General features: G+C 64.6%; 21 protein-coding genes. 12 read left to right on the top strand and 9 right to left on the bottom strand.

The window, feature by feature from the left end; translation table 11 throughout:
* Window positions 1–4: 4 nt before the first annotated feature.
* The 6 genes from CU669_RS00390 to CU669_RS00365 form a co-directional block, all read right to left on the bottom strand.
* Window positions 5–2161, bottom strand: coding sequence for a hypothetical protein (locus CU669_RS00390; protein WP_112141832.1), 2157 nt, complete (start codon window positions 2159–2161; stop codon window positions 5–7).
* A gap of 49 nt (window positions 2162–2210) precedes the next feature.
* The gene (locus CU669_RS21945; RefSeq protein WP_112141831.1) at window positions 2211–2702 is read right to left on the bottom strand and encodes an acyltransferase; all 492 of its coding nucleotides are present in this window, start codon (window positions 2700–2702) and stop codon (window positions 2211–2213) included.
* Window positions 2699–3772 (bottom strand): DegT/DnrJ/EryC1/StrS family aminotransferase, encoded by a 1074-nt coding sequence (locus CU669_RS00380; RefSeq protein WP_112141830.1) that lies wholly within the window; start codon window positions 3770–3772, stop codon window positions 2699–2701. Before CU669_RS00380 ends, CU669_RS21945 begins: the two co-directional genes overlap by 4 nt.
* On the bottom strand, window positions 3769–4641 hold the full coding sequence (gene rfbA / locus CU669_RS00375; protein ID WP_112141829.1) for a glucose-1-phosphate thymidylyltransferase RfbA: 873 nt from the start codon (window positions 4639–4641) through the stop codon (window positions 3769–3771). The genes CU669_RS00380 and rfbA overlap by 4 nt, the downstream gene beginning before the upstream one ends.
* A complete protein-coding gene (gene rfbB, locus CU669_RS00370) occupies window positions 4638–5705 on the bottom strand; it encodes a dTDP-glucose 4,6-dehydratase (protein ID WP_112141828.1) in 1068 nt (355 codons plus the stop codon). The genes rfbA and rfbB overlap by 4 nt, the downstream gene beginning before the upstream one ends.
* A gap of 96 nt (window positions 5706–5801) precedes the next feature.
* Entirely contained in the window at window positions 5802–6563 is a 762-nt protein-coding gene (locus CU669_RS00365; protein ID WP_112141827.1) for a class I SAM-dependent methyltransferase, read from the bottom strand.
* Between the two features lie 178 nt (window positions 6564–6741).
* Here CU669_RS00365 and CU669_RS00360 point away from each other — a divergent pair, with 178 nt between their 5' ends.
* The 10 genes from CU669_RS00360 (at window position 6742) to CU669_RS00315 (ending at window position 16665) form a co-directional block, all read left to right on the top strand.
* Window positions 6742–7200: a cupin domain-containing protein gene (locus CU669_RS00360; RefSeq protein ID WP_112141826.1), complete on the top strand. Its 459-nt coding sequence runs from the start codon at window positions 6742–6744 to the stop codon at window positions 7198–7200.
* Window positions 7200–8447, top strand: a complete 1248-nt coding sequence (locus CU669_RS00355; protein WP_112141825.1) for a class I SAM-dependent methyltransferase — start codon at window positions 7200–7202, stop codon at window positions 8445–8447. Before CU669_RS00360 ends, CU669_RS00355 begins: the two co-directional genes overlap by 1 nt.
* Complete coding sequence (locus CU669_RS00350; RefSeq protein ID WP_112141824.1) at window positions 8447–9508, top strand: NAD-dependent epimerase/dehydratase family protein; 1062 nt, start codon at window positions 8447–8449, stop codon at window positions 9506–9508. Before CU669_RS00355 ends, CU669_RS00350 begins: the two co-directional genes overlap by 1 nt.
* A complete protein-coding gene (locus CU669_RS00345; protein WP_112141823.1) occupies window positions 9438–10430 on the top strand; it encodes a Gfo/Idh/MocA family protein in 993 nt (330 codons plus the stop codon). The genes CU669_RS00350 and CU669_RS00345 overlap by 71 nt, the downstream gene beginning before the upstream one ends.
* 40 nt (window positions 10431–10470) lie before the next feature.
* Complete coding sequence (locus CU669_RS00340; RefSeq protein WP_146747630.1) at window positions 10471–11730, top strand: hypothetical protein; 1260 nt, start codon at window positions 10471–10473, stop codon at window positions 11728–11730.
* A gap of 148 nt (window positions 11731–11878) precedes the next feature.
* Window positions 11879–12655 carry a glucose-1-phosphate cytidylyltransferase gene (gene rfbF / locus CU669_RS00335; protein WP_456095302.1) on the top strand — a complete coding sequence of 259 codons (777 nt, stop codon included), beginning with the start codon at window positions 11879–11881 and terminating at the stop codon, window positions 12653–12655.
* Complete coding sequence (rfbG, locus tag CU669_RS00330) at window positions 12655–13707, top strand: CDP-glucose 4,6-dehydratase (protein ID WP_112141821.1); 1053 nt, start codon at window positions 12655–12657, stop codon at window positions 13705–13707. Before rfbF ends, rfbG begins: the two co-directional genes overlap by 1 nt.
* On the top strand, window positions 13704–14528 hold the full coding sequence (locus tag CU669_RS00325; RefSeq protein WP_239988455.1) for a transketolase: 825 nt from the start codon (window positions 13704–13706) through the stop codon (window positions 14526–14528). The genes rfbG and CU669_RS00325 overlap by 4 nt, the downstream gene beginning before the upstream one ends.
* A complete protein-coding gene (locus CU669_RS00320; protein WP_112141820.1) occupies window positions 14525–15439 on the top strand; it encodes a transketolase family protein in 915 nt (304 codons plus the stop codon). Before CU669_RS00325 ends, CU669_RS00320 begins: the two co-directional genes overlap by 4 nt.
* A complete protein-coding gene (locus tag CU669_RS00315) occupies window positions 15436–16665 on the top strand; it encodes a class I SAM-dependent methyltransferase (protein WP_112141819.1) in 1230 nt (409 codons plus the stop codon). Before CU669_RS00320 ends, CU669_RS00315 begins: the two co-directional genes overlap by 4 nt.
* A gap of 40 nt (window positions 16666–16705) precedes the next feature.
* Here CU669_RS00315 and CU669_RS00310 read toward each other — a convergent pair whose 3' ends face one another.
* The 3 genes from CU669_RS00310 to CU669_RS00300 are packed head-to-tail and all read right to left on the bottom strand — an operon-like array spanning window position 16706 to window position 20716.
* The gene (locus tag CU669_RS00310) at window positions 16706–18811 is read right to left on the bottom strand and encodes a hypothetical protein (RefSeq protein WP_112141818.1); all 2106 of its coding nucleotides are present in this window, start codon (window positions 18809–18811) and stop codon (window positions 16706–16708) included.
* 13 nt (window positions 18812–18824) lie between these two features.
* Entirely contained in the window at window positions 18825–19781 is a 957-nt protein-coding gene (locus tag CU669_RS00305; protein ID WP_112141817.1) for a glycosyltransferase family 2 protein, read from the bottom strand.
* An 8-nt stretch (window positions 19782–19789) separates the two neighbouring features.
* Window positions 19790–20716 (bottom strand): NAD-dependent epimerase/dehydratase family protein, encoded by a 927-nt coding sequence (locus CU669_RS00300; protein WP_112141816.1) that lies wholly within the window; start codon window positions 20714–20716, stop codon window positions 19790–19792.
* Between the two features lie 143 nt (window positions 20717–20859).
* Between CU669_RS00300 and CU669_RS00295 the strand changes: the two genes are divergently transcribed.
* Window positions 20860–21975 carry a Gfo/Idh/MocA family protein gene (locus tag CU669_RS00295; RefSeq protein WP_112141815.1) on the top strand — a complete coding sequence of 372 codons (1116 nt, stop codon included), beginning with the start codon at window positions 20860–20862 and terminating at the stop codon, window positions 21973–21975.
* The gene (locus tag CU669_RS00290) at window positions 21968–23017 is read left to right on the top strand and encodes a Gfo/Idh/MocA family protein (RefSeq protein ID WP_112141814.1); all 1050 of its coding nucleotides are present in this window, start codon (window positions 21968–21970) and stop codon (window positions 23015–23017) included. Before CU669_RS00295 ends, CU669_RS00290 begins: the two co-directional genes overlap by 8 nt.
* Window positions 23018–23021: the final 4 nt, after the last annotated feature.

Here is a 23021-nt window from a genome sequence, read left to right as displayed (position 1 = left end):
GCCTTCAGCCGATGGCGAGCTTCCGCAAAATCCCCCGCACCGTAGGGCGATCGTAGCGGATCTTCACCAACTGCGCGCCGGGCGGAAGGCTGACGGCCATATGGGCACCGTTGGCCTGTTCCAGCGGCATGCGGACACCGTTGGCCTCGGCCGTCCAGAATTTGAAAGAAGCGTTGTTGATCACCAGGACGCCGCCATCGGGGGCCTCCACGTCCACGTCATAGCCGTCCGGCAATTTACGCCAGCCCACGACCTTGAAAGGGCGCGCCGGTCCAAGCCGCCGGGCGGCGGCGGCGCTCACCACGGCAACGCGCTCGGCCGATCGACTCGCCGCCTGCTCGACCATGGCGGAGAATTGATCGCCCTCGGCCACGGCGACGGATTGGGCGGCGAAAATGCGGGGGACGGCATTTTCCACCTCATAGACCCAGAGCTGGCCGGCATTGGTCAGACGCGACAGGCGATTGCGGAGAAAATCGCCGGTTGACGTGAAGAAATCCGGACGGACCCGCGTGTATTCGTCGCCGCTTCTAGGAGCTTGCACCAGCCGCAGTCCCTCGGCGGTGAGCGGCAATCCGCTGAACAGAAATCGGACATTGGCCAGGCGCAACAGGTCGAGCCGCAGGAACTCTCCCACATGGTAGAGCTTGCCGTCCCAGAAGGCCCAGTCCAGCCGGGTCCGGGTGGTTCGGAAATAGTCGGGCCGGTCCCGCATGACCTTGTGCCAGAACTCGCCATAGGCCTTGGGGTCGAGATTGGAACCCGCATCGAAGCAGTCATAGCCGTAGAATCCGGCGACCACATTGGGGTGGGGATAGTCCAATAAGGTCACCACCCGGAAGTCTTCCGACGGTTTCCACGGCGGATTGATCAGATTGTCGTGGGTCGTATAGGCGGCCTGTCCGCCGAACCAGACCCACTGCCCCACATTGGTCAGCTTGATCCAGACCGTCACCGCCACTCCGGCGGCGAACAGCCCAGCCGTCAGCCGCCGACCGGCGACGGCGTAGCCTTGCCGCTCCAGCGCGGCCAGTGTCATGGACACGGCCAGCGCCGCCAGGGACGGCAAGGCCAGTCTGTTATAGGAATGGGATAGGGTATTGACGATATCGAGGCCGAAGGCTTCCCAAGGCGTGGCTTCAAGCACGGCGAAGCTGCCCACGAACCATGCCAGCGCCAAGGCCACGCGGACGGCCGACCGCCGGTCGAGGACGGCAAGGCAGCCCAGCGCCCCCAGCAGCTGCCAGCCCGGCACCCATTCGTGCTGGTACACCATGGCCAAGGCGATGCGCAAACTGGCCAGCGCATTGTGTTTTTCCAGCATTTCAATGCGGGTGGTGAAATTGGCTCCCTGGAAAAGCCCGAACAGGACCTCGTGCCAATTGGCCAGGCTGGCCAGCACGTAGAGACCGAAGACTGGAACGATTCGCCGGAAATCCCTGCATCCCATCAGGATCATGGCGCCCACCAGGGCGATGGCCAGCGGGGGGAACACTTTCATGGGCTGGGCGAAAGCCACCAACACCGCGACGGCCAGGGCGCGCGGCCAGAACAGGTGATCGCGCGGTGCCGCCAGCGGCACCCACAAGGCCAGCGGTATCATGGCGAAGCCGGTTCCGAACTCGGTGGAGTAGTTGAGCAGGTAATCCTGGGAGACAGGGAACAGCAAGGCGATCGCCATGGCTGTGCCCGGCCGTTCGGGCAGCCGCTGGCGCGCCAGCAGCCAAGCCCCCCAGAACCCCAGGGATCCGACCATGAGCTTATGCAGGGCGACGGCGACCCAGGCGGGGAACAGGCGGGCGAACACCACTTCCGGCTGGAGATATTGATAGCCGGGAAAGAACAGCGCCAGATCGATGCCACCCGCCAAGGCATGACTGAACCAGCCACCGGGATGAAAATGGGCGATATAGTTGTTCATGGCGACGGCCAGATTGCCCTCGCCGTCCCAGGCGATGAACGAATATGGCCCCATGATCCAGAATTCAGCGGTAAATCCCGCCAGCCATACCCAGTAAAACAGTCGGACTTGGCCGATCCGCCAGTCGCCGACGCGCCACCGCGATCCAGCCCAGATGAACAGCGGCCACATCGCCATGGACATGATCGCCATCAGCAGCAGGATGCGGTTGGTGAGAATCTGGTCCCAGGTGTAGTTCATGCGGTCTCTCGAAATCGGCGAAGGTTGGGCTGTCCGCAGGGACGGGGCCTTAGGGTGACGGCGTCGCTTCGACGATTTTGCCGTCTTCGCCGACGCTCCCGCGTCGGCGCGCCGGATTGCCGTACCACAATTCGAAAGGGGGAACGTCGCGCGTGACCACGCTGCCGGCCCCGATCATCGCGCATTCGCCGATGGTTACCCCGGCGACGATGGTGACATTGGCACCGACGGAGCAGCCGCGTTTCAGCACCGTGGGGAGGAACTTTTCGGGCCGCCGCCGCGAGCGCGGCAGGAAATCATTGGTGAAGGTGGCGTTGGGACCGATGAAGACGTCGTCTTCCACCCGCACCCCATCCCACAGTTGAACCCCGGATTTCACCGTCACCCGGTCGCCGATCACCACGTCGTTCTCGATGAAGACCTGCGCGTTGATGTTGCAGTCGCGGCCGATGCGCGCCTTGGCCAGCACCACGGTGAACTGCCAGATGCGGGTGCCCTCGCCCACATGGGGAGTGGCGACGCGGGCGTCTTCGTGAATCATGCCAAGGCCTCCACCACCCGCTCCACCTCGGCATCGGTCAGTTCGGGGAAGCAGGGCAGGGTCACGATCTCGGCCAAGGCCCGCGCGGTCTCCGGCAGGGACTGCAGCAAGCCGAGATGACGCAACGCCGGCTGGTCGTAATCGGCGATGGGGTAATGAATGGCGGTTTGAATGCCGGCCCCGGCCAGTCGTGCCTGGACGGCGTCCCTGTCTTTCATCCGCGCCACCGCCAGATGGGCCACATCGTCCATGCCGGTTTCCGGCATGGCGCCGTCCGGCAAGGCGTCGCGATAACGGGCGCAGATGGCCCGTCTGCGGGCGTTCCAGCCGTCCAGCAGCGGCAACTTGACCCGCAGGATGGCCGCCTGCATCTCGTCCAGGCGCGAATTGCGGCCGCCGGGGCGGGATGCCTGATATTTGGTGGCCCAGCCGTATTGGCGCAGGCTGACCAACGCCTCGGCCAAAGCGGGATCGGAGGTCACCACCGCGCCGCCGTCGCCCAATGCGCCGAGATTCTTGGTGGGAAAGAAGCTGAAACAGCCCAGTGCCCCGAAGGCTCCCGCCCGAACGCCGTCGCGCTCGGCGCCATGGGCCTGGGCGCAATCCTCGATGATGGGCAGATCGCCGCAGACGGCGCGGACACCGGCCAGATCGGCCAGCCTTCCGTAGAGATGGGTGACGATGACGGCCTTGACCCGTCCGGTGATCTTGGCCGCCAGCGAGGCCGGGTCTATGGTCAGTCGCAGCGGATCGATATCCACGAAAACCGGTCGAGCCCCAACCGCGCAGATGGCCGAGGACGCGTACATTCCGGCATTGGCGACGGTGGCGACCCTATCGCCGGGACCGATGCCCAGCGCGCGGAGGGCCAGTTCCAGGGCATCGGTGCCGTTGCCCACCCCAATGCAGGACGCGGTTCCGCAATAGGCGGCGAAGTCCCGTTCGAACGCCGTCACCTCGCCGCCCAGGATATACCAACCGCTGTCGATGACGCGCTCGCTCGCCTGCTTTAGCGCGGTGGCCAGCGGTGCGTTGTGGCGTTTGAGGTCATTGAGCGGAATCGGGCTCACCGGCCGCGCTCCAGGGTTAGTTTCAGATACTGTCCGTAGGCGCAGTCCTTCATGGTGGCGATGATGGCCTGCAGCCGCTCGTCGTCGATCCAGCCCTGCCGCCACGCGATCTCCTCGATGCAGGCGATCTTGAGTCCCTGGCGGCGCTCAATGGTGGCGATGTAGTTGGCGGCGTCCAGCAGGGCGTCGGGCGTCCCGGTGTCCAGCCAGGCGAAGCCGCGTTCCAGTCGGCGCACATGCAATTCGCCCGCGTCCAGATAGAGGCGGTTGAGATCGGTGATCTCGGTCTCGCCACGCGGCGACGGCTTCAGCGAAGCGGCCAGATCACAGACCTTGCCATCGTAGAAATACAGGCCGGTGACGGCATAGTTGGACTTCGGGTTCTTGGGCTTTTCCGCCAGATCGACGGCGTTGAAGTCCTTGTCGAAAGTTACGACGCCGAAGCGTTCCGGGTCCGAGACCCAATAGCCGAAAATAGTGGCGCCCGACGGATGGGCGGCGGCGTCACGGAGGATGGAACGCAAGCCATGGCCGAAAAACACGTTGTCGCCCAGCACCAGGGCGCAGGGCTCGCCCTTGATGAAATCGCGGCCGATGATGAAGGCCTGGGGGATGCCGTCGGGGCTGGGCTGGGTGGCGTATTGAATATCCATGCCCAGCCGGGCGCCGTCGCCGATCACCTTGGCGAAGATCTCGGAATCCTCGGGCCGGGTGATGATCAGCACCTCGCGGATACCGGCCAGCATCAGGGTCGCCAGCGGGTAATAGATCAGGGGCTTGTCGTAGACCGAGATCAGTTGCTTGTTGGTGGCCGCCGTCAGCGGGTAAAGCCGCGAGCCGGTGCCGCCCGCCAGGATGATGCCCTTCATGCCTTCGCTCCCAAGCGGCCGCCGTCATAGCGCTGTTCCAGGATGGCGCGCCACCACGGCTCGTTGTCCAGATACCAGCGCACCGTGTCCTTCAATCCGGTCTCGAAGCCGTGCGCCGGTTTCCAGCCCAACTCACCGGTGATCTTGGCCGGATCGATGGCGTAGCGGACGTCATGGCCGGGCCGGTCGGCCACATGGGTGATCAGGCGCTGGCGCGGGCCGTCCGGGGATGGGACCAGATCGTCGAGGATGGTGCACAGCGTGCGAACAACCTCGATATTGGGCCGCTCGCCATAGCCGCCGATATTGTAGGATTCGCCCAACTGCCCACGCAGTAGAACCGCCAGCAATCCGTCCACATGATCTTCCACATGCAGCCAGTCGCGTATCTGCATGCCGTCGCCGTAAACGGGAAGCGGCTTTCCTTCCAACGCCCGGATGATGATCAGCGGGATCAGCTTCTCGGGGAACTGGAAGGGGCCGTAATTGTTGGAGCAATTGCTTAAGACAACCGGCAGGCCGAAGGTGTGGCGCCATGCCCGCGCCAGATGGTCGGCGGCGGCCTTGCTGGCCGAATAGGGCGAGGTGGGGGCGTAAGGGGTGGTCTCGCTGAAACGGCCGTCGGCCCCCAAGCTGCCGAATACCTCGTCGGTGGAAACATGGTGGAAGCGGAATTTCGCCTGCACCTCGGAGGTAAGCCCGCGCCAATATTGGGCGGCCACTTCCAGCAGGGTAAAGGTGCCGACGATATTGGTCTGGATGAAATCCGACGGCGCGTCGATGGAACGGTCCACATGGCTTTCGGCGGCCAGATGCATGACGGCGTCCGGCCGGTGGCGGGCGAAAGCCGCGGCCAGGGCCGGGCCGTCGCAGACATCGATCTTCTCGAAGACGTAGCGGGGATTGCCCGCCGCCACCGCCAAGGCTTCCGGGCTGGCGGCATAGGTCAGCTTGTCGACGTTGACCACGCGCAGCCCGGTCCGGCTCAGCAAGGTGCGGACGACGCAAGAGCCTATGAAACCGGAACCGCCGGTCACGAGAATGGTTGAGGTGTTCTGATCCATCGACCGGGTCGGATGCCTTGGTTTGACGCCATGGACGACGGGTCCGGCGGGGCGGAGTTTAGACCGGATTTATGATAGTCCGCAATATCAAGGGGTTTACACCCGTTCCAGCACGGCGATCAGGCTGACACCGCGGCGAAAGCCGCGTTTGGTCCTGCCCCGCAGCAGGTCAAGCAGGCGATGCCGTTCGGCTCCGAACAAAAAGGCCAGCACGGCTTCAATCGGTCCCAGCGGTAATTGGAAATCCGAATGGGACTGGCTCTTCAACTTCAGGCGGCGCAGCAGCCAGCGTGCCAGCCGAATCGGGAAATAGAGCAGGCTGTTATAGGGCGATAGCATGTGCTCCTTGACCGGCAGGCCTTGCCAACAGCGGCGCAAGCTTTCCATGTCGTAACGCCGCTGGTGCAGCGCCGCCTCGTCATGGACGCTCCACAGCCGCATATCGGCGGGAACGGTAATCAGCAAGGTGGTGCCCGGACGCAGTGCCTCGACCAGGCTCGCCAGGGCGGCGCGATCGTCGGGGATATGCTCCAGCACATCCATCATCAGCACCAGCCCCGTGCGGTCCAGAACGTCGACGATGGATTCGGGCGCCATTCCCAGGCGAAAGGAACAGTGCGGATATTTGGTCCGGGCGATGGAAACGGCCATGTCGGAGGTGTCGACCCCCAGGCAGTCGTGGACATGGGCCAAAGGCCCGATATTGCCGCCGGTGCCGCAGCCCACATCGACGATCAGGCGGCGCTGGGCGCCGTCCATGATGTCTTCCACCAGGCCGTAGACGATCCGCCGCCGCGCCTTGAACCACCAGTGGCGGTCCTCGATTTCGGCATGGCTTTCATAGACGTGTTCAAGCATAGGGCATCAAAGACCTTGACCTGGGACAAGGCGGTTTGTCCCCCAGTTCCGCCGCCCCTGTCAAGGAAGTCGGACCGACCCGCGTCGCGGCAATGAATACCTTGTCACCCCGGCGACCCTCGGGCTAAAAGAAACCTCGCCGGGCGGGCCTGATCCGCCGTGTCCAAGGGGGCGTCCCATGTGTTCCGATCACGACCATCATCATCTTCACCCCAAGATCCGGCCGCTGACCGAATCGGAGCGCGGCACTTGGCCGAAGACGGTGGTGGTGCCGCTTGAGAAGCCCCATGTGGACGAGCGGGGCGTGATCCAGCCGCTGGTGGACATGCCCATGGAAAGCTGCGTGATGATCACGTCCAAGAAGGGCGCGGTGCGGGCCAACCATTACCATCGCAGCGACTGGCATTTCTGCTATGTGGTCGACGGCGAGATCGAGTATTACGAGCGCCCCCACGGCAGCGCCGAAGAGCCCAAGAAATACGTCATCAAGAAGGGTGAGCTGTTCTTCACCGGCCCCATGGTGGACCACGCCATGGTGTTTCCCATGGAGTCCACCTTCCTGACCTGGGGCCGCAATTCCCGATCCCAGGACGTCTACGAGGCCGATGTAGTCCGCATTCCGGCCATCAATCCCTGATGAACGGCGCCAATCACCATCGCCGCGACACCTGCCGTCTGTGCGGCGGCAAGCATCTGTCCCTGGTGGTCAAGCTGGCGCCGACGCCGCCCGCCAATGCCTTCGTTCCCGCCGCCGAACGGGCGCGGGAGCAGGAGCGGTTTCCGCTCGACGTGTTCTTCTGCGACGACTGCGCCCATGTGCAATTGCTGGACGTGGTCGATCCCCGCGTGCTGTTCGAGCACTATGTCTATGTCTCGGGCACCTCGCCGGTTTTCGTGAAGCATTTCGAGGATTACGCCGGTTTCGTCATGGAGCGGTTCAAGCCGGTGTCCGGCGGGCTGGTGCTCGATATCGGCTCCAATGACGGCACCTTGCTGTCCTTTTTCCAAAAGGCGGGCATGACGGTGTTGGGGGTCGATCCCGCCCAGGAGATCGCGGCCGCCGCTTGCGCCCGGGGCATCGAGACCCTCTGCGGCTTCTTCGGGGCCGACATGGGCGCCGAAATTGCCGCCAATCGGGGTAAGGCCCAGGTCATCACCGCCAACAACGTCTTTGCTCATATCGACAACTTGGCGGGCGTGGTGGACGGGGTGCGCGCCCTGCTGGCGCCAGCGGGCGTCTTCGTGTTCGAGGTGTCCTATCTGGTGGACGTGGTCCGCGACACCCTGTTCGACACCATCTATCACGAGCACCTGGACTATCACTCGGTGGGTCCGCTGGTCCGCTTCTTCGCCGCCAAGGGCATGCAACTGGTCGAGGCCATCCGGGTCGGCTCGCACGGCGGCAGCTTGCGCGGCATCGCCCAGCTGAAGGGCGGCCCCCATGCGGTGGGAGCCTCCGTCGCGGCGGCGGTAGCCGAGGAGGAACGCCTGGGCCTGGACAAGGCCGAGACGCTCCGCGCCTTTTCCCGCGATATCGACGCCCTGGGTGCCGAGCTTGGCGGTCTGCTGCGCGATCTGAAGGGCCAGGGCAAGCGTATCGCCGGATTCGGCGCTCCGGCCAAGGCCACCACCCTGATGTATCATTTCGGCATCGGCCCGGATCTGGTGGACTTCATCATCGACGACAGCCCCCTGAAGCAGGGCCTGTTCACGCCGGGCATGCATGTGCCGGTGCTGTCGTCGTCCGCCATCGCCGAGCAAAAGCCCGATTATCTGGTGATCCTGGCCTGGAACTTCGCCGCCGCCATCATCGCCAAGAACGCCGCCTTCCGCGAATCCGGCGGCAAATTCATCATTCCCATTCCCAAGGTCGAGGTCGTCTGATGGCCGAGTTTCTGCTGCAATCCGATATCGCGGAGATCTGCGAGCGCCTGGGCGAGACCGCCCATGATTTCGCGGGCAAGACCGTTCTGCTGACCGGCGGTCGCGGCTTTCTCGGTCGCTATTTCATGGAGATCTTCGCCTATCTCAACACCCATGTGCTGAAGAAACCGGTGACCCTGGTGGCCGCCGACAATCTGATCACGGCGGGCAAGGAAGGCTCGGTGGTGGCGGATTATCCCCATACCACCTTCATCCAGCACGACGTGATCCAGCCCATGAAGTGGAAGGGCAAGCTGGATTACGTCATCCATGCCGCCGGCATCGCCAGCCCGTTCTACTATCGCGCCCATCCGCTGGCGACCCTGGAAGTGGCCATCACCGGCACGCGCCGCATGCTGGAATTGGCCAATGACCATAAGGCGCGCTTCACCTTCTTCTCGTCCTCGGAAATCTACGGCGATCCCGACCCCAAGCATGTGCCCACCCCGGAAAGCTATCGCGGCCATGTGTCGTGCCAGGGACCGCGCGCCTGCTACGACGAGTCGAAAAGGGTGGGCGAGACGCTGTGCTACATCTTCCACGGCGAGCACGGCACCGCGACCAACACCATCCGCCCGTTCAACGTGTTCGGTCCCGGCATGCAGGAGACCGACTACCGGGTGCTGCCCAATTTCGCCAACCGCATCAAGGCGGGGCTGCCGCTCAACGTCTACGGCTCGGGCAACCAGACCCGGACCTTCTGCTACATCACCGATGCCATGGTGGGCTTCCTGCTGGTGATCCTGCGCGGCGTGCCGGGCGAGGCCTATAATGTCGGCAATCCCAAGCCGGAAATCTCCATGGTCGACCTGGTCCAGCGCATCCAGAAAGTGTCGGGCAAGCCGGTCACCTACAACATCATCGAATACCCGGATTCCTATCCCGCCGACGAGCCCAACCGCCGCTGTCCCGACATCAAGAAGGCACGGCTGCAGTTGAAATTCGATCCTAATGTGGATTTGGACGAGGGCCTCAAGCGCTTCCTCGACTGGGCCGATGGCGTCTATACAGGCGCCCAATAGACCGGTGCGCCTCGCCCTGGTCGGGGCTGGCCGCTGGGGACGCGTCATTCTGCGCAATTTGGCCGGAATGCAAGGAGCCGTCCTGGCCGCCGTGGCCAGCGGCAGTCCCGAAACCGCCGGACTGGTTCCGGTCGGCTGCCCGGTCTTCGCCCATTGGCGCGACATGCTGGCGGCGGGCGGTTTCGACGGCGTCGTCATCGCCACCCCGCCCGCCAGTCATGCCGAGATCGCCGAGGCGGTCATGAGTCACGGGCTGGCGGTGCTGATCGAAAAGCCGCTGACGCTGGACCTGGGCGAAGCGCTCGCCTTGCGCGACACGGCCATCCGTCACGGAGCCCTTGTCCAGGTGGGCCATGTCCATCTCGCCGCTCCGGCGTGGCGGCGGCTCAAGGCCCTGGTCGGCGAGATCGGCCCGGTACGGGAAATCCATGCCGTGGCAGGGAATCACGGCCCCTATCGCAGCGACGCCACCGTCTTGTGGGATTGGGGGCCGCACGACATCGCGCTCTGCCTGGATCTGCTGGGACAGCCACCCGATCGGGTCGAGGCGCGATTGTTGGCGCGGCGGAACGTGGCGGCCGACGTCACTTCGGGCATGGCCGAGCGCTTGCGGCTGGACCTGGGATTCGGCGTCGTGGCGGCCGACATCATCCTGGGCACCGACATGGACAAGACCCGCCGATTCGAGGTGGTTTGCCACGGCGGTACCCTGGTCTATGACGATCTCTCCGCCGCCAAGCTGACCCTGGACGGCATTGAGATGGGCGTCGCCGCCGATCCGCCGCTGGGCATTCAACTGCGCGAATTCGCCGCCGCTATCGGTGCCGGATCCCGCGACATTTCCGGTCTGGATCTTGGAATTGCGGTGGTGGAGGTCCTCGGCCGCTGCCAATCGTCCCTGGTTGCGGCGGAGGGCCTATGATAGCGTACCGGCCTTCCAAGCACAGATGAAAGAGGCATTGATGGCGAAGACTCTGACAGTCCTGCTTGTCGGTCTGGCGCCGGTTGTCAGCTTTTTCGCCTTTCGCGGCACCGTCGTTCTACTGCTCGCCCTGGCCCTGGTGGGGCTCTGGTCCGAGCGGGGACGGTGCCTCGCTTTGCCTCCCCTGAGATTGTGGCTGGTCCTGCTCGCGATGCTGTTGGCCTGGGCCGGTCTGTCGGCCTTGTGGGCCCAGGCTGCGGGGCTCGCCTTGCCCAAGACGGCGTCTCTGGTTCCCTTGGTTCTGGCCGGGGGCATCGTGCTGAACTATTTCCGCTCCATGGACCCGGTCATGGCCCGCCGCATCGTTGTCGCGCTCTTGATCGGGCTGGCGGCGACGGCCGTGGTGGCGGGAATCGACGGCCGAACCGGCGCCAAGGTGTTTCGCTTCGTCCACGATTTGGGGAGAGAACCGCTGGCGGCCGACCGGTCATATGCCCTGCCCAAGGCGGCGGCCACATTGTGCGCCATCTGGGGCGTCATCTGCGCCGCCATTTGCTGGTCGTGGGGATGGCGTGGCAGGGCGGCCGTTCCGGTGGTGGCGGCGGCGATTCTGGTCTGGTCGGTTTCCAGTAATACCGGCCTGTTGGCCCTGGCGGCCGGCCTGGGCATGTTCGTTGTTGGAGCGATATCGGCGTGGCTTGGCAGGACGTTGATGGCGGCGGCGATCATCGCTACTTTCGCGGCCGCTCCGTTCGCATCGTCCCTTCCCGACACCATGGATATCGCCATGCGATTTCCATGGCTTCCGCACTCCGGGCTCCATCGTCTGGCCATTTGGCATTTCACCGGCCAGCGCATCGACGAACACTCCATACTCGGCTGGGGAATGGATGGGGCGCGTTCGGTGCCCGGCGGCGAGGACAACTCATTGGTGACGCTTCACTACGGCGGGGAGCCCTTCAATCCTGACAACAACTGCCTGGCCAAGACCACTTGCGTGTTGGCGCAGCAAAATCTGCCGCTGCATCCCCACAACTTCGCCCTTCAGGTATGGCTGGAACTGGGCGCCGTGGGAGCGGCTTTGTTCGCCGCCATGCTTCTGGCGGTGATGGCCGCCGCGACCAGGATAGAGAAATGGGCCACCGCGCCGTTTTTGGCGACCATGACCGCCGTCTTGGTCGTGGCGTCGACGGCCTATGGCATTTGGCAGGCATGGTGGCTCGCCTCGATCTGGTTCACGGCGGCGATTGGAATCGCCGCCTTTCGGGTGCCGACCGAGGCCACCCGGCAATCGTCGTAAGGCGGCGGATTCATGGTGCGATGCCGGGGTTTTTCGTGGCATTGCCCGAAATCCAGGGTAAGGGCGGAAAACGGGCCTTTTCGTCGGCTTGAAGAACGTTTATTCGTGTAACTTGGTGATATGGGTGGAACATGAGAAGGCGCTTGATATGCACGGGATGAAAGCCGTCATCCTCGCCGGGGGCTATGGCACTCGCATCAGCGAGGAAACCGTGGCCCGGCCCAAGCCCATGGTGGAAATCGGCGGCAAGCCGATGCTTTGGCATATCATGAAGATATACTCGGCAGCGGGCATCAACGATTTTGTGATTTGTCTCGGTTATAAGAGCTATATGATCAAGGAGTACTTCGCCAATTACTTCCTGCACATGGCCGACGTGACCTTCGATATGGCGACCAACAGCATGGAAGTCCACCAAAATCTCGCGGAGCCCTGGCGGGTGACACTGGTCGATACCGGTGAAGGGACCATGACCGGCGGCCGCTTGAAGCGGGTCCGCGATTACCTTGGGGATCAGGACTTCGCCTTCACCTATGGCGACGGGGTCGCCAATGTGGATCTCGCGGCGCTGGTTGCTTTCCACAAGAGCCACGGGCAGCCAGCCACGGTGACGGCGGTGCGGCCGCCGGGGCGGTTCGGCGCGCTGCAGATTGTCGGCGACGAAGTCGTATCCTTCGAGGAGAAGCCCAAGGGCGACGGCGGCTGGATCAATGGTGGTTTCTTCATTCTGTCGCCGAAGGTGATCGATCTGATCGACGGCGACGACACGGTGTGGGAGCAAGCTCCATTGCGGCAGTTGTCGGCGCAAAAGGGCCTGCGGGTGCACTATCACGACGGGTTCTGGCACGCCATGGACACGGTGCGCGACCGTGCCCACCTGGAAGACTTGTGGGTGAGCGGCAAGGCGCCGTGGAAGGTCTGGTAATGTCGTTTTGGACTGACAAGCGAGTCTTCCTGACCGGCGACACCGGCTTCAAGGGCAGTTGGCTGGCCATTTGGCTGACCCGTCTTGGTGCCAGGGTGAGCGGCTATGCCCTGCCGCCGCCGACCCGCCCCAGCCTGTTCGAGGCGGCGCGGGTGGGTGAACTGATCGACCACAAGGACGGCGACATCCGCGACGCCGAAGGCTTGGCCGCCGCCATGATCGCCGCCAAGCCCGAAATTCTGATCCATATGGCGGCGCAATCCCTGGTGCGCCCCTCCTATGAGGATCCGCTGGGAACCTTTGCCACCAATGTGATGGGCACCGCCCATGTGTTGGACGCCATGCGCCGGGTTCCTTCGCTGCGCGTCGGCCTGATGATCACCTCGGACAAGTGTTACGAAAACCGCGAATGGGTCTATGGCTATCGCGAGACCGACGCCATGGGCGGCTTCGACCCCTATTCCAGCAGCAAGGGCTGCGCCGAACTGGTCACCGCGGCTTGGCGACGGTCCTTCCTGGGCGACCGGGCCGTCGCTTCGGCACGGGCGGGCAATGTCATCGGCGGCGGCGACTGGGCCGCCGATCGGCTGGTTCCCGATCTGGCCCGTGCCCTCGTCAGGGGCGAGAGCCCGATCATCCGCAATCCCCGCGCCACTCGGCCCTGGCAGCACGTGCTGGATCCGCTGGCGGGATACATGACCCTGTGCCAAAGACTGTGGGACGAACCGGCGGCTTTTTCCGACGGCTGGAATTTCGGCCCCCTGGATGACGACGCCAAGCCGGTGGCCTGGATCGCCGACACCGTCTGCCGCGAATGGGGTGATGGCGCCAACTGGACTCTCCAGCAGGCGGGGCAGGCCCCGCACGAGGCGCATCTGCTCAAGCTGGATTGCTCCAAGGCCCGCGCCGAGCTGGGCTGGAGCGGCCGTTGGCACATTGCTGATGCCCTTGCCCATGCGGTCGGCTGGTACAAGGCGTTCGGCGTCGGCGCCGACGCCCGGTCCTTGTGTTTCGCCGACATGGATGCATTCGACAAGGTGGCGGCGCCGTGACCGGTATACCGCCCGTCAATTCCACCGTCGACTTCGCCCGCAAGCTACGGGTCCAGGCCCTTCATATGGTCCACAAGGCCGCCGCCTCCCATATCGGTGCCTGCCTTTCCATGGCCGACATCCTGGCGGTCTTGTACGGCCGCGTGCTGAGAATCGATCCCCAGCGGCCCCATTGGCCCGATCGCGACCGCTATCTGCTGTCCAAGGGTCATGCCGCCGCCATTGTCTACTCCGCCTTGGCCGAGCGGGGGTTCTTCCCCAGCGAATGGCTGGAACAATACTGCCAGGACGACGGCCCCTTGCCCGGCCATATCAGCCATGTGGGCGTCCCCGGCGTCGAAGTCTCCACCGGCTCGCTGGGCCACGCTCTGCCCATCGCCGTGGGCATGGCCTTGGCGGCAAAGCAGGATGGGGCGGACTGGAAGGTCTATGTCCAGATGTCGGACGGCGAATGCGACGAGGGCTCGGTGTGGGAGGCGATCCTGTTCGCCGCCCAGGCCGGGCTTGATAACCTGGTGGTGGTGGTCGATTACAACAAGATCCAAAGCCTGGACCGCGTGGCCAATGTTTCGGAACTGGAGCCCTTCGCCGACAAGTGGCGAGCGTTTCGGTGGTCGGTGGTGGAGGTCGACGGCCATGATCACGATGCGCTCACCCAGGCTTTGACCAGTCCTCCGGCACGTCAGGGTCGCCCCAGCGTGATTATTGCCCATACGGTCAAAGGCAAGGGCGTCAGTTTCATGGAAGATACGGTGGCCTGGCACTACCGATCGCCCGATGCCGATCAGTTGGCCAAGGCGGTGGCGGAGCTGTCGGCATGAGAACCGCCTTCATCCAAGCCTTGATGGACGTCGCCGCCGCAGACAGCCGCATTCAGTTGGTAACCGCCGATCTGGGCTATTCCGTGGTGGAAGGATTCGCCGAGTCCTTCCCCACCCGCTTCATCAATTGCGGCGTCGCCGAGCAATTGATGGCCGGCATGTCCGCCGGTATGGCCATGAGCGGACGCGTCGTCTTCACCTATTCCATCGCCAATTTTCCGACCATGCGGTGCCTCGAGCAGATCCGCAACGACATCTGCTATCACAATGTCCCGGTGAAGATCGTCGCCGTGGGCGGCGGATTGGCCTATGGCGCCCAGGGCTATACCCATCACGGCATCGAGGATCTGGCGGTGATGGCGGTGCTGCCTCATATGACGGTGATCGCGCCGGGCGACCCCCACGAGGTGCGGGCCCTGGTGCCGCAGATCGCCGCCCTGGACGGTCCGTGCTATCTGCGGCTGGGACGCGGCGGCGAACCCGTGGTCCACGCCCCCGACGCCGAGATCGTGCTGGGCAAGGCCGCCGTGCTGAAGATTGGAACCGACGTCACCCTGATCAGTACCGGCGCCATGCTGAAGCCCGCCCTCGACGCCGTTGCCGCGCTGGCCGCCCAGGGAATTTCCGCCGGACTGCTGTCCATGCACACCGTGCGTCCGCTGGACGTCGGCGCGATCATCGAAGTGGCCCGGCGAACCGGCAATCTGGTTACCGTCGAGGAACATGTCCTGGCAGGTGGCCTGGGCACCATGGTGGCCGACGCCCTGCTGGAGGCCGGAGTTCCGGCCCGCCTAAAGAAATACGGCATCGGCGCCGAGCTGCACGGGGTGGTGGGCTCGCAGGCCTATCTGCGCGGCCTGATCGGTGATCTTCCCGCCATGGTGCGGTCCTTCGTGGAGGCGGGGCGATGAGCGGTTTCGGCGTGACATGGCGGACCACCTGCCGCCATTGCGGCGGCACCGACCTGATCCCCTATCTGACCCTGCCGTCGCTGCCCATGACCGACGGGTTCCTGAAATCCGCCGACCAGCCGGACCTGTTCAGCCACCCCATCGCGGTCCATCTGTGCCGCGGCTGCGGCCTGTCGCAGATTCGCCACGAGGTGCAGGTGGCGGAGTACTACAGCGATTATAATTACTCCGCCGCCTCGTCGGGATTCGCCAGCCGCTTCATGGCGGATTTGGCCGAGACCGTCTGGCGGCGCTACGACTTGAAGGCAGGCGATTCCATCATTGAGATCGGCTCGGGCGACGGCGCCCAACTCGCCTGTTTCCGCGACCTGGGGGCGACGGTGCTGGGCTTCGAGCCGTCCGAGGCGCTGTGCGCCACCAGCCGCCGCATCGGCGTGCCGGTGGTGACGGGGCTGTATCAGGCGGGGTCCGAGGCCCTGATCCCGGCACCGATGCGTCCGGTCAAGGCGGCCCTGCTGACCTACACCTTCGACCATCTGCCCGAGCCAAGGCTGTTCGCCCAATCGGTTGCCCCGGCACTGGACCCCGATTGCGGGCTGCTGATCCTGGAAGTGCACGACCTGGAAAAGATCTTCGCCCGGCGGGAATTCTGCCTGTTCGAGCACGAGCACACCATCTATCCCACCGCCGCCACCCTTCAGCGCATCCTGGCCGATTGCGGCCTGCTGGTGGTGGAGATCGGGGTGCTGCCGGAAGAGCGGCGGCGCGGCAATTCGCTGCTGGTGGTCGCCACGCCGAAGACGTCGCGCTTCGCCCCTCGGGCGCTGGCGCCGCTGCCGCCGGGACCGTGCTCGGACGAGGAATCCTGCCTCGCCTTCGGCCGCTCGGTGGAAGACAGCATCCGGCGACTCGGCCAATGGACCGCCGAGCGGCGCAAGGCGGGCAAGCGGCTGGCGGGATACGGTGCCGGCGGGCGCGGCGTCATGACCCTGGCCGCCTTCGCCAAGCCGGGCGATTTCGCCTATGTCTGCGACCGCAACACCGCGTTCCATGGCTGGTTCACCCCCGGGGCCAAGGTGCCGGTGGTGCCGCCCGAGCATGTTTTCGCCGATCCGGTGGACGAGATCCTGGTGTTCTCGTTCGGCTATATGGACGAGATCCGCGCCGATCTGGAGGCGTTCACAGCCAAGGGCGGGCGGCTTACCTCGATGCTGGATATACTGTAAGGTTTTCCGGATTGAGGGCGAATCGCAAAATCGAAAAGCTCTAAAAGCCCAGCCTGGCGGCCAGCACCGTCCGCAATCTCGGACGCTCATAGCGGAATTCCAGGCGCTTGGTCCCAGGCGGAACCACTGCCGCCATCTGCGCTCCATTGACCGCGAAGAGGTCGGTCGGACTGCCGTCGGCATAGGCATGCCAGAACGGCAGCCAACTGGAGTTGAAGACCACGAGGCCGCCGCCCGAGGCGACCTCCACCGCGACCATGTCGGCTTGCAACCGCCACTCGCCCAGTTGGGGTATTCCGGCGGGAATGGTGCCGACGGGCACGTCCTGGGCCAATACGACCGGCGTGCGGTCAAGACCGTGACGGCGGATCAGGCTGTAAAATTCAGTCTCGTCGGTGCCGACAGGGGCACGGATCAAACCCTTGGCGGCATAGACGCGGGGAAGCGGGTCGCCAATGGAATAGACCCTGATGACGGCGGGGTGGACGAACAGCCGCAGCAGTCGCCCGATCCGCTGGGCGATGCCCTGGGTGGAGCGGGGCAGATCATCGGGCGGGCCAACCGGCCCCGCCACCTGGACGATGTTCGCCCCTTCCAGGGGAACGACGCTCAGGACATAACCCACATTGGCGATGCGCAGCAGCGTGGTGTCGGCGAAGCCGGGAAAGTCGTAGGACGCGCAGCAGCGGAAGTCCACATCGACGAAGAACAGGCTGGGATGGGATGTGTAGACATGCGCCGGGGCCGCCACGTGCCGCCAGTATTCGTGATGGGCGCGGGGGCTGAGATTGACCACGGCGTCAAAGGTGTCGAGGCCGGCGGCGGCCGCGATATTGGGCGACAGGCGGTAAGAGGTCGACACCGTGCGGACGGGCTGTTTCGGCAGCCAGGGCGGATCGGTCAGTTGGGTCAGGGCGGCATGGTAGATGCCGAGACCGCCTTGGTTCAGCCAGACGACGGCATTGAAGGCCCGGTTGTGGAGGAACCAGCCGGCCGCCATGGCCGCCAGCGTGGCCGCCACCACCGGAACCGCGTGGCGGAGCAGGCGTCCGTCGCCTGCCGCCCGCGTCTGGGCAGCGCTGGCGCCCATGCCCAACGCCAGCAGCAGCGGAACTTCCAGCCGCGACAGCATTCCCGACGCGCTGATGACCTTCAGGGCCGCCAGTCCGGGAATGCTGTAGGCGAGATAGAGCAACAGGCTGGGGCCCGATAAGGCGGTGGCCAGCATGATGAGCACGCGCAATCCCAGAGCCCGTTGTCCCCACAACGCCAGGGCGCAGGCCGCCGCCGCCATCCAGAGTCGCGTGCCCGCCAGCTGTGGCCGGGTGATCGCCGACAATTCATTGCCGCGGGCGGAATAGGGGCCCATGGCGATCTTGGCGAATATTCCCTCGTGGCTATTGGCGACGACGAAGGCCACCACCACCATGATACCGGGAAGGGCCTGGAGCAGCGACCGCCAACTCCGCAGCATGGCCACCAGGAACAGCGCCGGGACAAGGCCGAGAACGCTGTGGCTGGGCGTCGAGCTGATGGCGTGGAACGCCGCCATGGCCAGGACGCCCGGCCAGTAGTGGGATCGTCCCAGTCGTCCCACCACCAGGTGGCAGACCAACGGCGCCATGCCCAGCCCAAGCCCAAGGCTCCACGGTGCAGGCTCCATGGACAAGGCGAAATAGGCCGCCGCCGCCGCCGCGGTGGAGCGATCCAGCCGGGGAAAGCCCCGGCACAGGCGATAGATGCCGATGAAGCTCAGCGCCAGATGGGAATTGATATAGATGAACTGCGCCCCGCCCACCGGGAAGGTGGTCCGCAGCCAGGCTTCCAGGGAAACCAGCCGACCGGTCATGATGGTGGCGGCATCCATGTCGATACCGCCGCCGAATCCATGGATGAAGGAGGCACCGGCCGGATTGCGGACGAAGGCCTCGTAGAGCGGGAACGAGAAATCCAGCTCGGCTTCCTTGAGCAGGAACGAGTCCCGACCGGCGATCCATAGCTCGAAATTGCCGAATATGACGCAGACGAGACCAAGGATGACGACGTCGCGGCGGCTCATCTCCATGTGAAGCCCGCGCCGCCACCGGATCGCCAGGAAGGCGACGAACCCGACCCAGTAGATTGCGGTCAGCAGCTGCTCGAACATGGCGGACAGAACCCTACGAGGCCTCGGGCGGCTCGAAGTTGATGCGCCCGCGCTCGGTCACCAGCGGCCGTTGCCGGACCTGGGAATGGATGGCGCCCACATACTCGCCGATGACCCCCAGAAAAAACAGCTGCACGCCAGCGAAGAAGAACATGCCGACGATCAGGGTCTGGATTCCCGGCGCCGCTTCCTCGCGGAAATGGACCAGGCTGATGATCAGGCTGATGAGCGCATAGCCCATGCTGGCGAAGGACAGCAGCAGGCCCACCAGCATGCACAGCCGCACCGGCGCGGTGGAAAACGAGATCATGCCGTTCAGGCCCTGGTCCACCAAGCGGATCAGGCTGTTCTTGGTGACGCCGCGCTTCCTTGCCACCCAGTTGTAGGGGACCGCCGCCGACTTGAAGCCGCAGGACGCGATCATGCCGCGGATATAGGGATAGTAGTCGTTAAACTGCTTCAGATATTCCAGAACCTTGCGGTCGATCAGCTGGAATTCGCCCACGTTCTGCGGAATGTCGATATGGGACAGCAGCGATACCACCCGGTAGTACATGCGCCGTACCCAGGCCATGACGGCGTTTTCCTCGCGCTGCTGGCGAACGCCGTAGACCACGTCGAAACCCTCTTCCCACTTGCGGACGAACGTGACGATGACTTCCGGCGGGTCTTGCAGATCGGCGGGAAAAAGCACCACCACCGCGTCGCCCTTGGCGCTTTTCAGCGCATTGAAACATGACCGGAAGGTGCCGTAGTTCCTGGCGTTCAGGATCACCTTGATCCGCTTGTCGTCATGGGCGACCTGGGCCAGGATCTCCACCGTCCGGTCGCTGGAATTGTTGTCGGCGAAGATGTGTTCGTAGTCATAGCCGGCCAGCGGACCGGCGAACAGGTCGCGTATCGCCTGGACGCAATGGCTGATGTTGAGCTCTTCGTTGTAGGCCGGTGTAAAGATGGTGATGGTCTTCATGACAGCCTTCAGGTGAAAAGGTGGCGGCGATGACGGTACCACGCGACGGTTTCGGCCACTCCGGCCTGGAAATCCACCGTGGGGTGCCAGCCCGCGGCTTCAAGCCGGGAGATGTCGGCTTCGAGATGCATGACCTGATCCGGTCGGTAGGGAACCTCGCCGAAGCCCAGCGGCAGCGATGGTGAAATCTGATCGCGAACGGCCTCGACCGCTTGCCGCAGCGTGACCGCCCGTCCCGAGCCCAGGTTGTATAGCCCGCCGCATTCCGGGGTTTCGGCCACGTGCCGGATGGCGGCGGCGGCGTCGGAGACATGGAGGTAGTCCCACAACTGCTCGCCGGGCGTCAAGGCGGGTTTTTCACCGCGCAGCAATCCAAGAATCAGCGAAGGTATCATCCAATGGGGCGAATCGCCGCCGCCATAGGTGGAAAATACCCTCAGCCAAGCAAACCGCATCCCGGCCTGGCGGGCCAGGATGCTGGTGGAATGACACACCGACAGCTTGATGGCGCCATAAAGCGTCGCCGGTTGGGCCGGGCCGTCTTCCTTGGGTCTGGCCGTGTGGTCGGGGCCGTACTCCGCTTGCGATCCCAGGCCGATCCAGGCACCGGCACCGGCGGCGGCGGCCAGCGCCACCAGGCCGGTGGCCTGATCGAAATTCAGCAATTGGCGGGGATCGTTGCGGGCGGCGCCAGCCACCCCGTCCCAGGCGCAATGGATCACGGTGTCGGGACGAAAGGCGTGAACCGGCGGGGAGATCGCATCCCAATCGCCCAGCGCGCCGTGAATGACCGTGGTCGCGGGCAGCAGATCGGAAATGGAGGCACTGCCGTCGGGGCTGCGCAGCAGCGTGGCCACTTGGTGGCCACGAGCGAGAAGATCGCGCAGTAGATGCGAGCCAATGAAACCGGCGGCACCGGTCAGGAAAATCCGCATGTCGTCCGACAACTTTAAGAAGGATCGGACGATAGCGTCGCGGGGGGGCGAGTTCAACGGCAATCTTCGACGCCCATGGAACCCTGGAAATCCAAGCGGTTTGATGATATTCCCGCTCCATTCCTTTCGTAAGGGGACCGGTCTTGACCAGCAACACCGTCAAAGTCGCCCTGGTGGGCTGCGGCCGCATCGCCGGGCACCATGCGCGCTCCATTGTCGCCACCGACGGCGTCGAACTGGCGGCGGTCTGCGATCTTGCCCAGGACAAGGCCAAGGCTTATGGCGACGAATTCGCCGTCCCCTTCTATACGGATTACCGCAAGATGCTGAGTGATCATCCCGATGTGGCGGTGGTCGCGGTGATCACGCCGTCGGGCATGCATTTCGAGCACGGCATGGAGATGATGGAGCGCTGGGGCAAGCACATCATCCTGGAAAAGCCCACCATGATGCGCCCCGAGCAGCTGACCAAGGCCTGGGCCACCGCCGACCGACTGAATCTTTCCATCTTCCCGGTGTTCCAGAACCGTCACAACAAGGCGGTGCGCCGCGTCAAGCAGGCCCTGGAGACCGGCGAGCTGGGCGAGATCCGCATCATGAGCGTGCGCGTGCGCTGGTGTCGGCCGCAGCGCTATTACGATCTGGCGCCCTGGCGCGGCACCTTCAGCCATGACGGCGGCGCGCTGACCAATCAGGGCATCCACCATGTGGACCTGCTGCGCCATCTGGGCGGCGAGGTGGACAAGGTGTCCGCCACCATGCGCACCCTGGGGGCCGCGATCGAGGTGGAGGACACCGTGGTCGCGACCCTGTCCTACGCCACCAAGGCGGTTGGCGTTCTGGAAGTGACCACGGCGGCGCGGCCCGATGATTTCGAGGCCTCCATCTCCATCGTCGGCGAAAAGGGTCTGGCTCAGATCGGCGGCATCGCCGTCAACGAGTTGCAGGTCTTCACCCCCGAGCCCGCCGCCTGCGCCGCCCATTCCGAGGATTTCAAGGGCATCGAGGGTCACGGCGCCGTCTACGGCTTCGGCCATGCCCAGATGTATCGCGACATCGCGGCCGCCTTCCACCAGTCCAAGCCTTATCCGGTGGACCGGGAGGACTGCATGGCGACCATCCGGCTGCTGCACGCCTTCTACCGCTCCGACGAGGCGTCGGGCGGCTGGGTCAGTGTCGATTCGCCCGAGCAGTCGGCGCGGCTGGGACGGCCCAACGAGGCCATTTCCGATCGCTACCGGACGCCCGAGCATGCTTAGGGTCGGCATCGCCGGTTACGGGGTGGTGGGCCGCCGCCGCCATCAGGTGATCGACGCCCGCGCCGATATGACGGTGGTCGCCGTGTGCGACCAGCGGCTACCCCAGGACGGGGCGGTGGTGGATGGGGTCAGGCACTTCACCCACTACAAGGCCTTGCTGGGCGAGGCGCTGGACGTGCTGTTCGTCTGCCTGACCAACGACATCGCCGCCGAGGTCACCATGGCGGGGCTCGAGCATGGCCTGCATGTCTTCTGCGAGAAGCCGCCGGGACGCGACGTGGCCGATATCGCCAGGGTCATCGAAGTCGAGAAGCGCCATCCCGGCCTGAAGCTGAAATACGGCTTCAACCACCGCTACCACGACTCGGTCAAGGAGGCGCTGGCGCTGGTGAAGTCGGGCGAGTTCGGCCGGGTGCTCAACATGCGCGGCGTTTACGGCAAGTCCACCATCATCGATTTCCGCTCGCCCGATCACTGGCGCACCAAGCGGGCCATCGCGGGCGGCGGCATCCTGCTGGACCAGGGCATCCACATGGTGGACCTGATCCGGCTGTTCGGCGGCGAGTTCGAGGATATCCACGCCATCATCACCAACGATGTCTGGGGCCACGATGTCGAGGACAACGCCTATGCCCTGATGCGGTCCAAGGACGGGGTGGTGGCCATGCTGCATTCCTCGGCGACCCAGTGGCGGCACCGCTTCAACCTGGAAATCACCCTGACCAAGGGCACCCTCATCCTGTCGGGCATCCTGTCGGGCTCCAAATCCTATGGCGCCGAGACCCTGACGGTGTCCTGGGCGGCGCCCGACGACGCGGGCGATCCCAAGGAACAGACCACCCGCTATAACCAGGATCCCAGCTGGTCCGAGGAAGTGGCGGAATTCGCCGATTCGGTGCTGCGCGACCAGCCCATCGTCAACGGGTCATCGGATGAGGCGCTGAAGACCATGCAACTGGTCTACCGCATCTATTGCGCCGATCCCGCCTGGAAGGCGCGCTGGGGCCTGACCGACCAGATCCCGGCCCGGCCCGGTGTCTGAGCGG

The organism is Paramagnetospirillum kuznetsovii, from assembly GCF_003284725.1.
GTDB classification, from domain to species: domain Bacteria; phylum Pseudomonadota; class Alphaproteobacteria; order Rhodospirillales; family Magnetospirillaceae; genus Phaeospirillum; species Phaeospirillum kuznetsovii.
The sequence above is the reverse complement of the archived record's forward strand: the minus strand, read 5'-3'. Positions and strand labels throughout refer to the sequence as shown.

What these genes read in the sequence shown, in the direction of transcription:
- rfbB (WP_112141828.1), bottom strand. Translation starts at nt 5,705, where the DNA reads ATGGATCAGAACACCTCAACCATTCTCGTGACCGGCGGTTCCGGTTTC.
- rfbF (WP_456095302.1), top strand. Translation starts at nt 11,879, where the DNA reads ATGCACGGGATGAAAGCCGTCATCCTCGCCGGGGGCTATGGCACTCGC.
- CU669_RS00310 (WP_112141818.1), bottom strand. Translation starts at nt 18,811, where the DNA reads ATGTTCGAGCAGCTGCTGACCGCAATCTACTGGGTCGGGTTCGTCGCC.
- rfbG (WP_112141821.1), top strand. Translation starts at nt 12,655, where the DNA reads ATGTCGTTTTGGACTGACAAGCGAGTCTTCCTGACCGGCGACACCGGC.
- rfbA (WP_112141829.1), bottom strand. Translation starts at nt 4,641, where the DNA reads ATGAAGGGCATCATCCTGGCGGGCGGCACCGGCTCGCGGCTTTACCCG.
- CU669_RS21945 (WP_112141831.1), bottom strand. Translation starts at nt 2,702, where the DNA reads ATGATTCACGAAGACGCCCGCGTCGCCACTCCCCATGTGGGCGAGGGC.
- CU669_RS00290 (WP_112141814.1), top strand. Translation starts at nt 21,968, where the DNA reads ATGCTTAGGGTCGGCATCGCCGGTTACGGGGTGGTGGGCCGCCGCCGC.
- CU669_RS00315 (WP_112141819.1), top strand. Translation starts at nt 15,436, where the DNA reads ATGAGCGGTTTCGGCGTGACATGGCGGACCACCTGCCGCCATTGCGGC.
- CU669_RS00340 (WP_146747630.1), top strand. Translation starts at nt 10,471, where the DNA reads ATGGCGAAGACTCTGACAGTCCTGCTTGTCGGTCTGGCGCCGGTTGTC.
- CU669_RS00345 (WP_112141823.1), top strand. Translation starts at nt 9,438, where the DNA reads ATGTGGATTTGGACGAGGGCCTCAAGCGCTTCCTCGACTGGGCCGATG.
- CU669_RS00305 (WP_112141817.1), bottom strand. Translation starts at nt 19,781, where the DNA reads ATGAAGACCATCACCATCTTTACACCGGCCTACAACGAAGAGCTCAAC.
- CU669_RS00365 (WP_112141827.1), bottom strand. Translation starts at nt 6,563, where the DNA reads ATGCTTGAACACGTCTATGAAAGCCATGCCGAAATCGAGGACCGCCAC.
- CU669_RS00360 (WP_112141826.1), top strand. Translation starts at nt 6,742, where the DNA reads ATGTGTTCCGATCACGACCATCATCATCTTCACCCCAAGATCCGGCCG.
- CU669_RS00390 (WP_112141832.1), bottom strand. Translation starts at nt 2,161, where the DNA reads ATGAACTACACCTGGGACCAGATTCTCACCAACCGCATCCTGCTGCTG.
- CU669_RS00320 (WP_112141820.1), top strand. Translation starts at nt 14,525, where the DNA reads ATGAGAACCGCCTTCATCCAAGCCTTGATGGACGTCGCCGCCGCAGAC.
- CU669_RS00300 (WP_112141816.1), bottom strand. Translation starts at nt 20,716, where the DNA reads ATGCGGATTTTCCTGACCGGTGCCGCCGGTTTCATTGGCTCGCATCTA.
- CU669_RS00355 (WP_112141825.1), top strand. Translation starts at nt 7,200, where the DNA reads ATGAACGGCGCCAATCACCATCGCCGCGACACCTGCCGTCTGTGCGGC.
- CU669_RS00350 (WP_112141824.1), top strand. Translation starts at nt 8,447, where the DNA reads ATGGCCGAGTTTCTGCTGCAATCCGATATCGCGGAGATCTGCGAGCGC.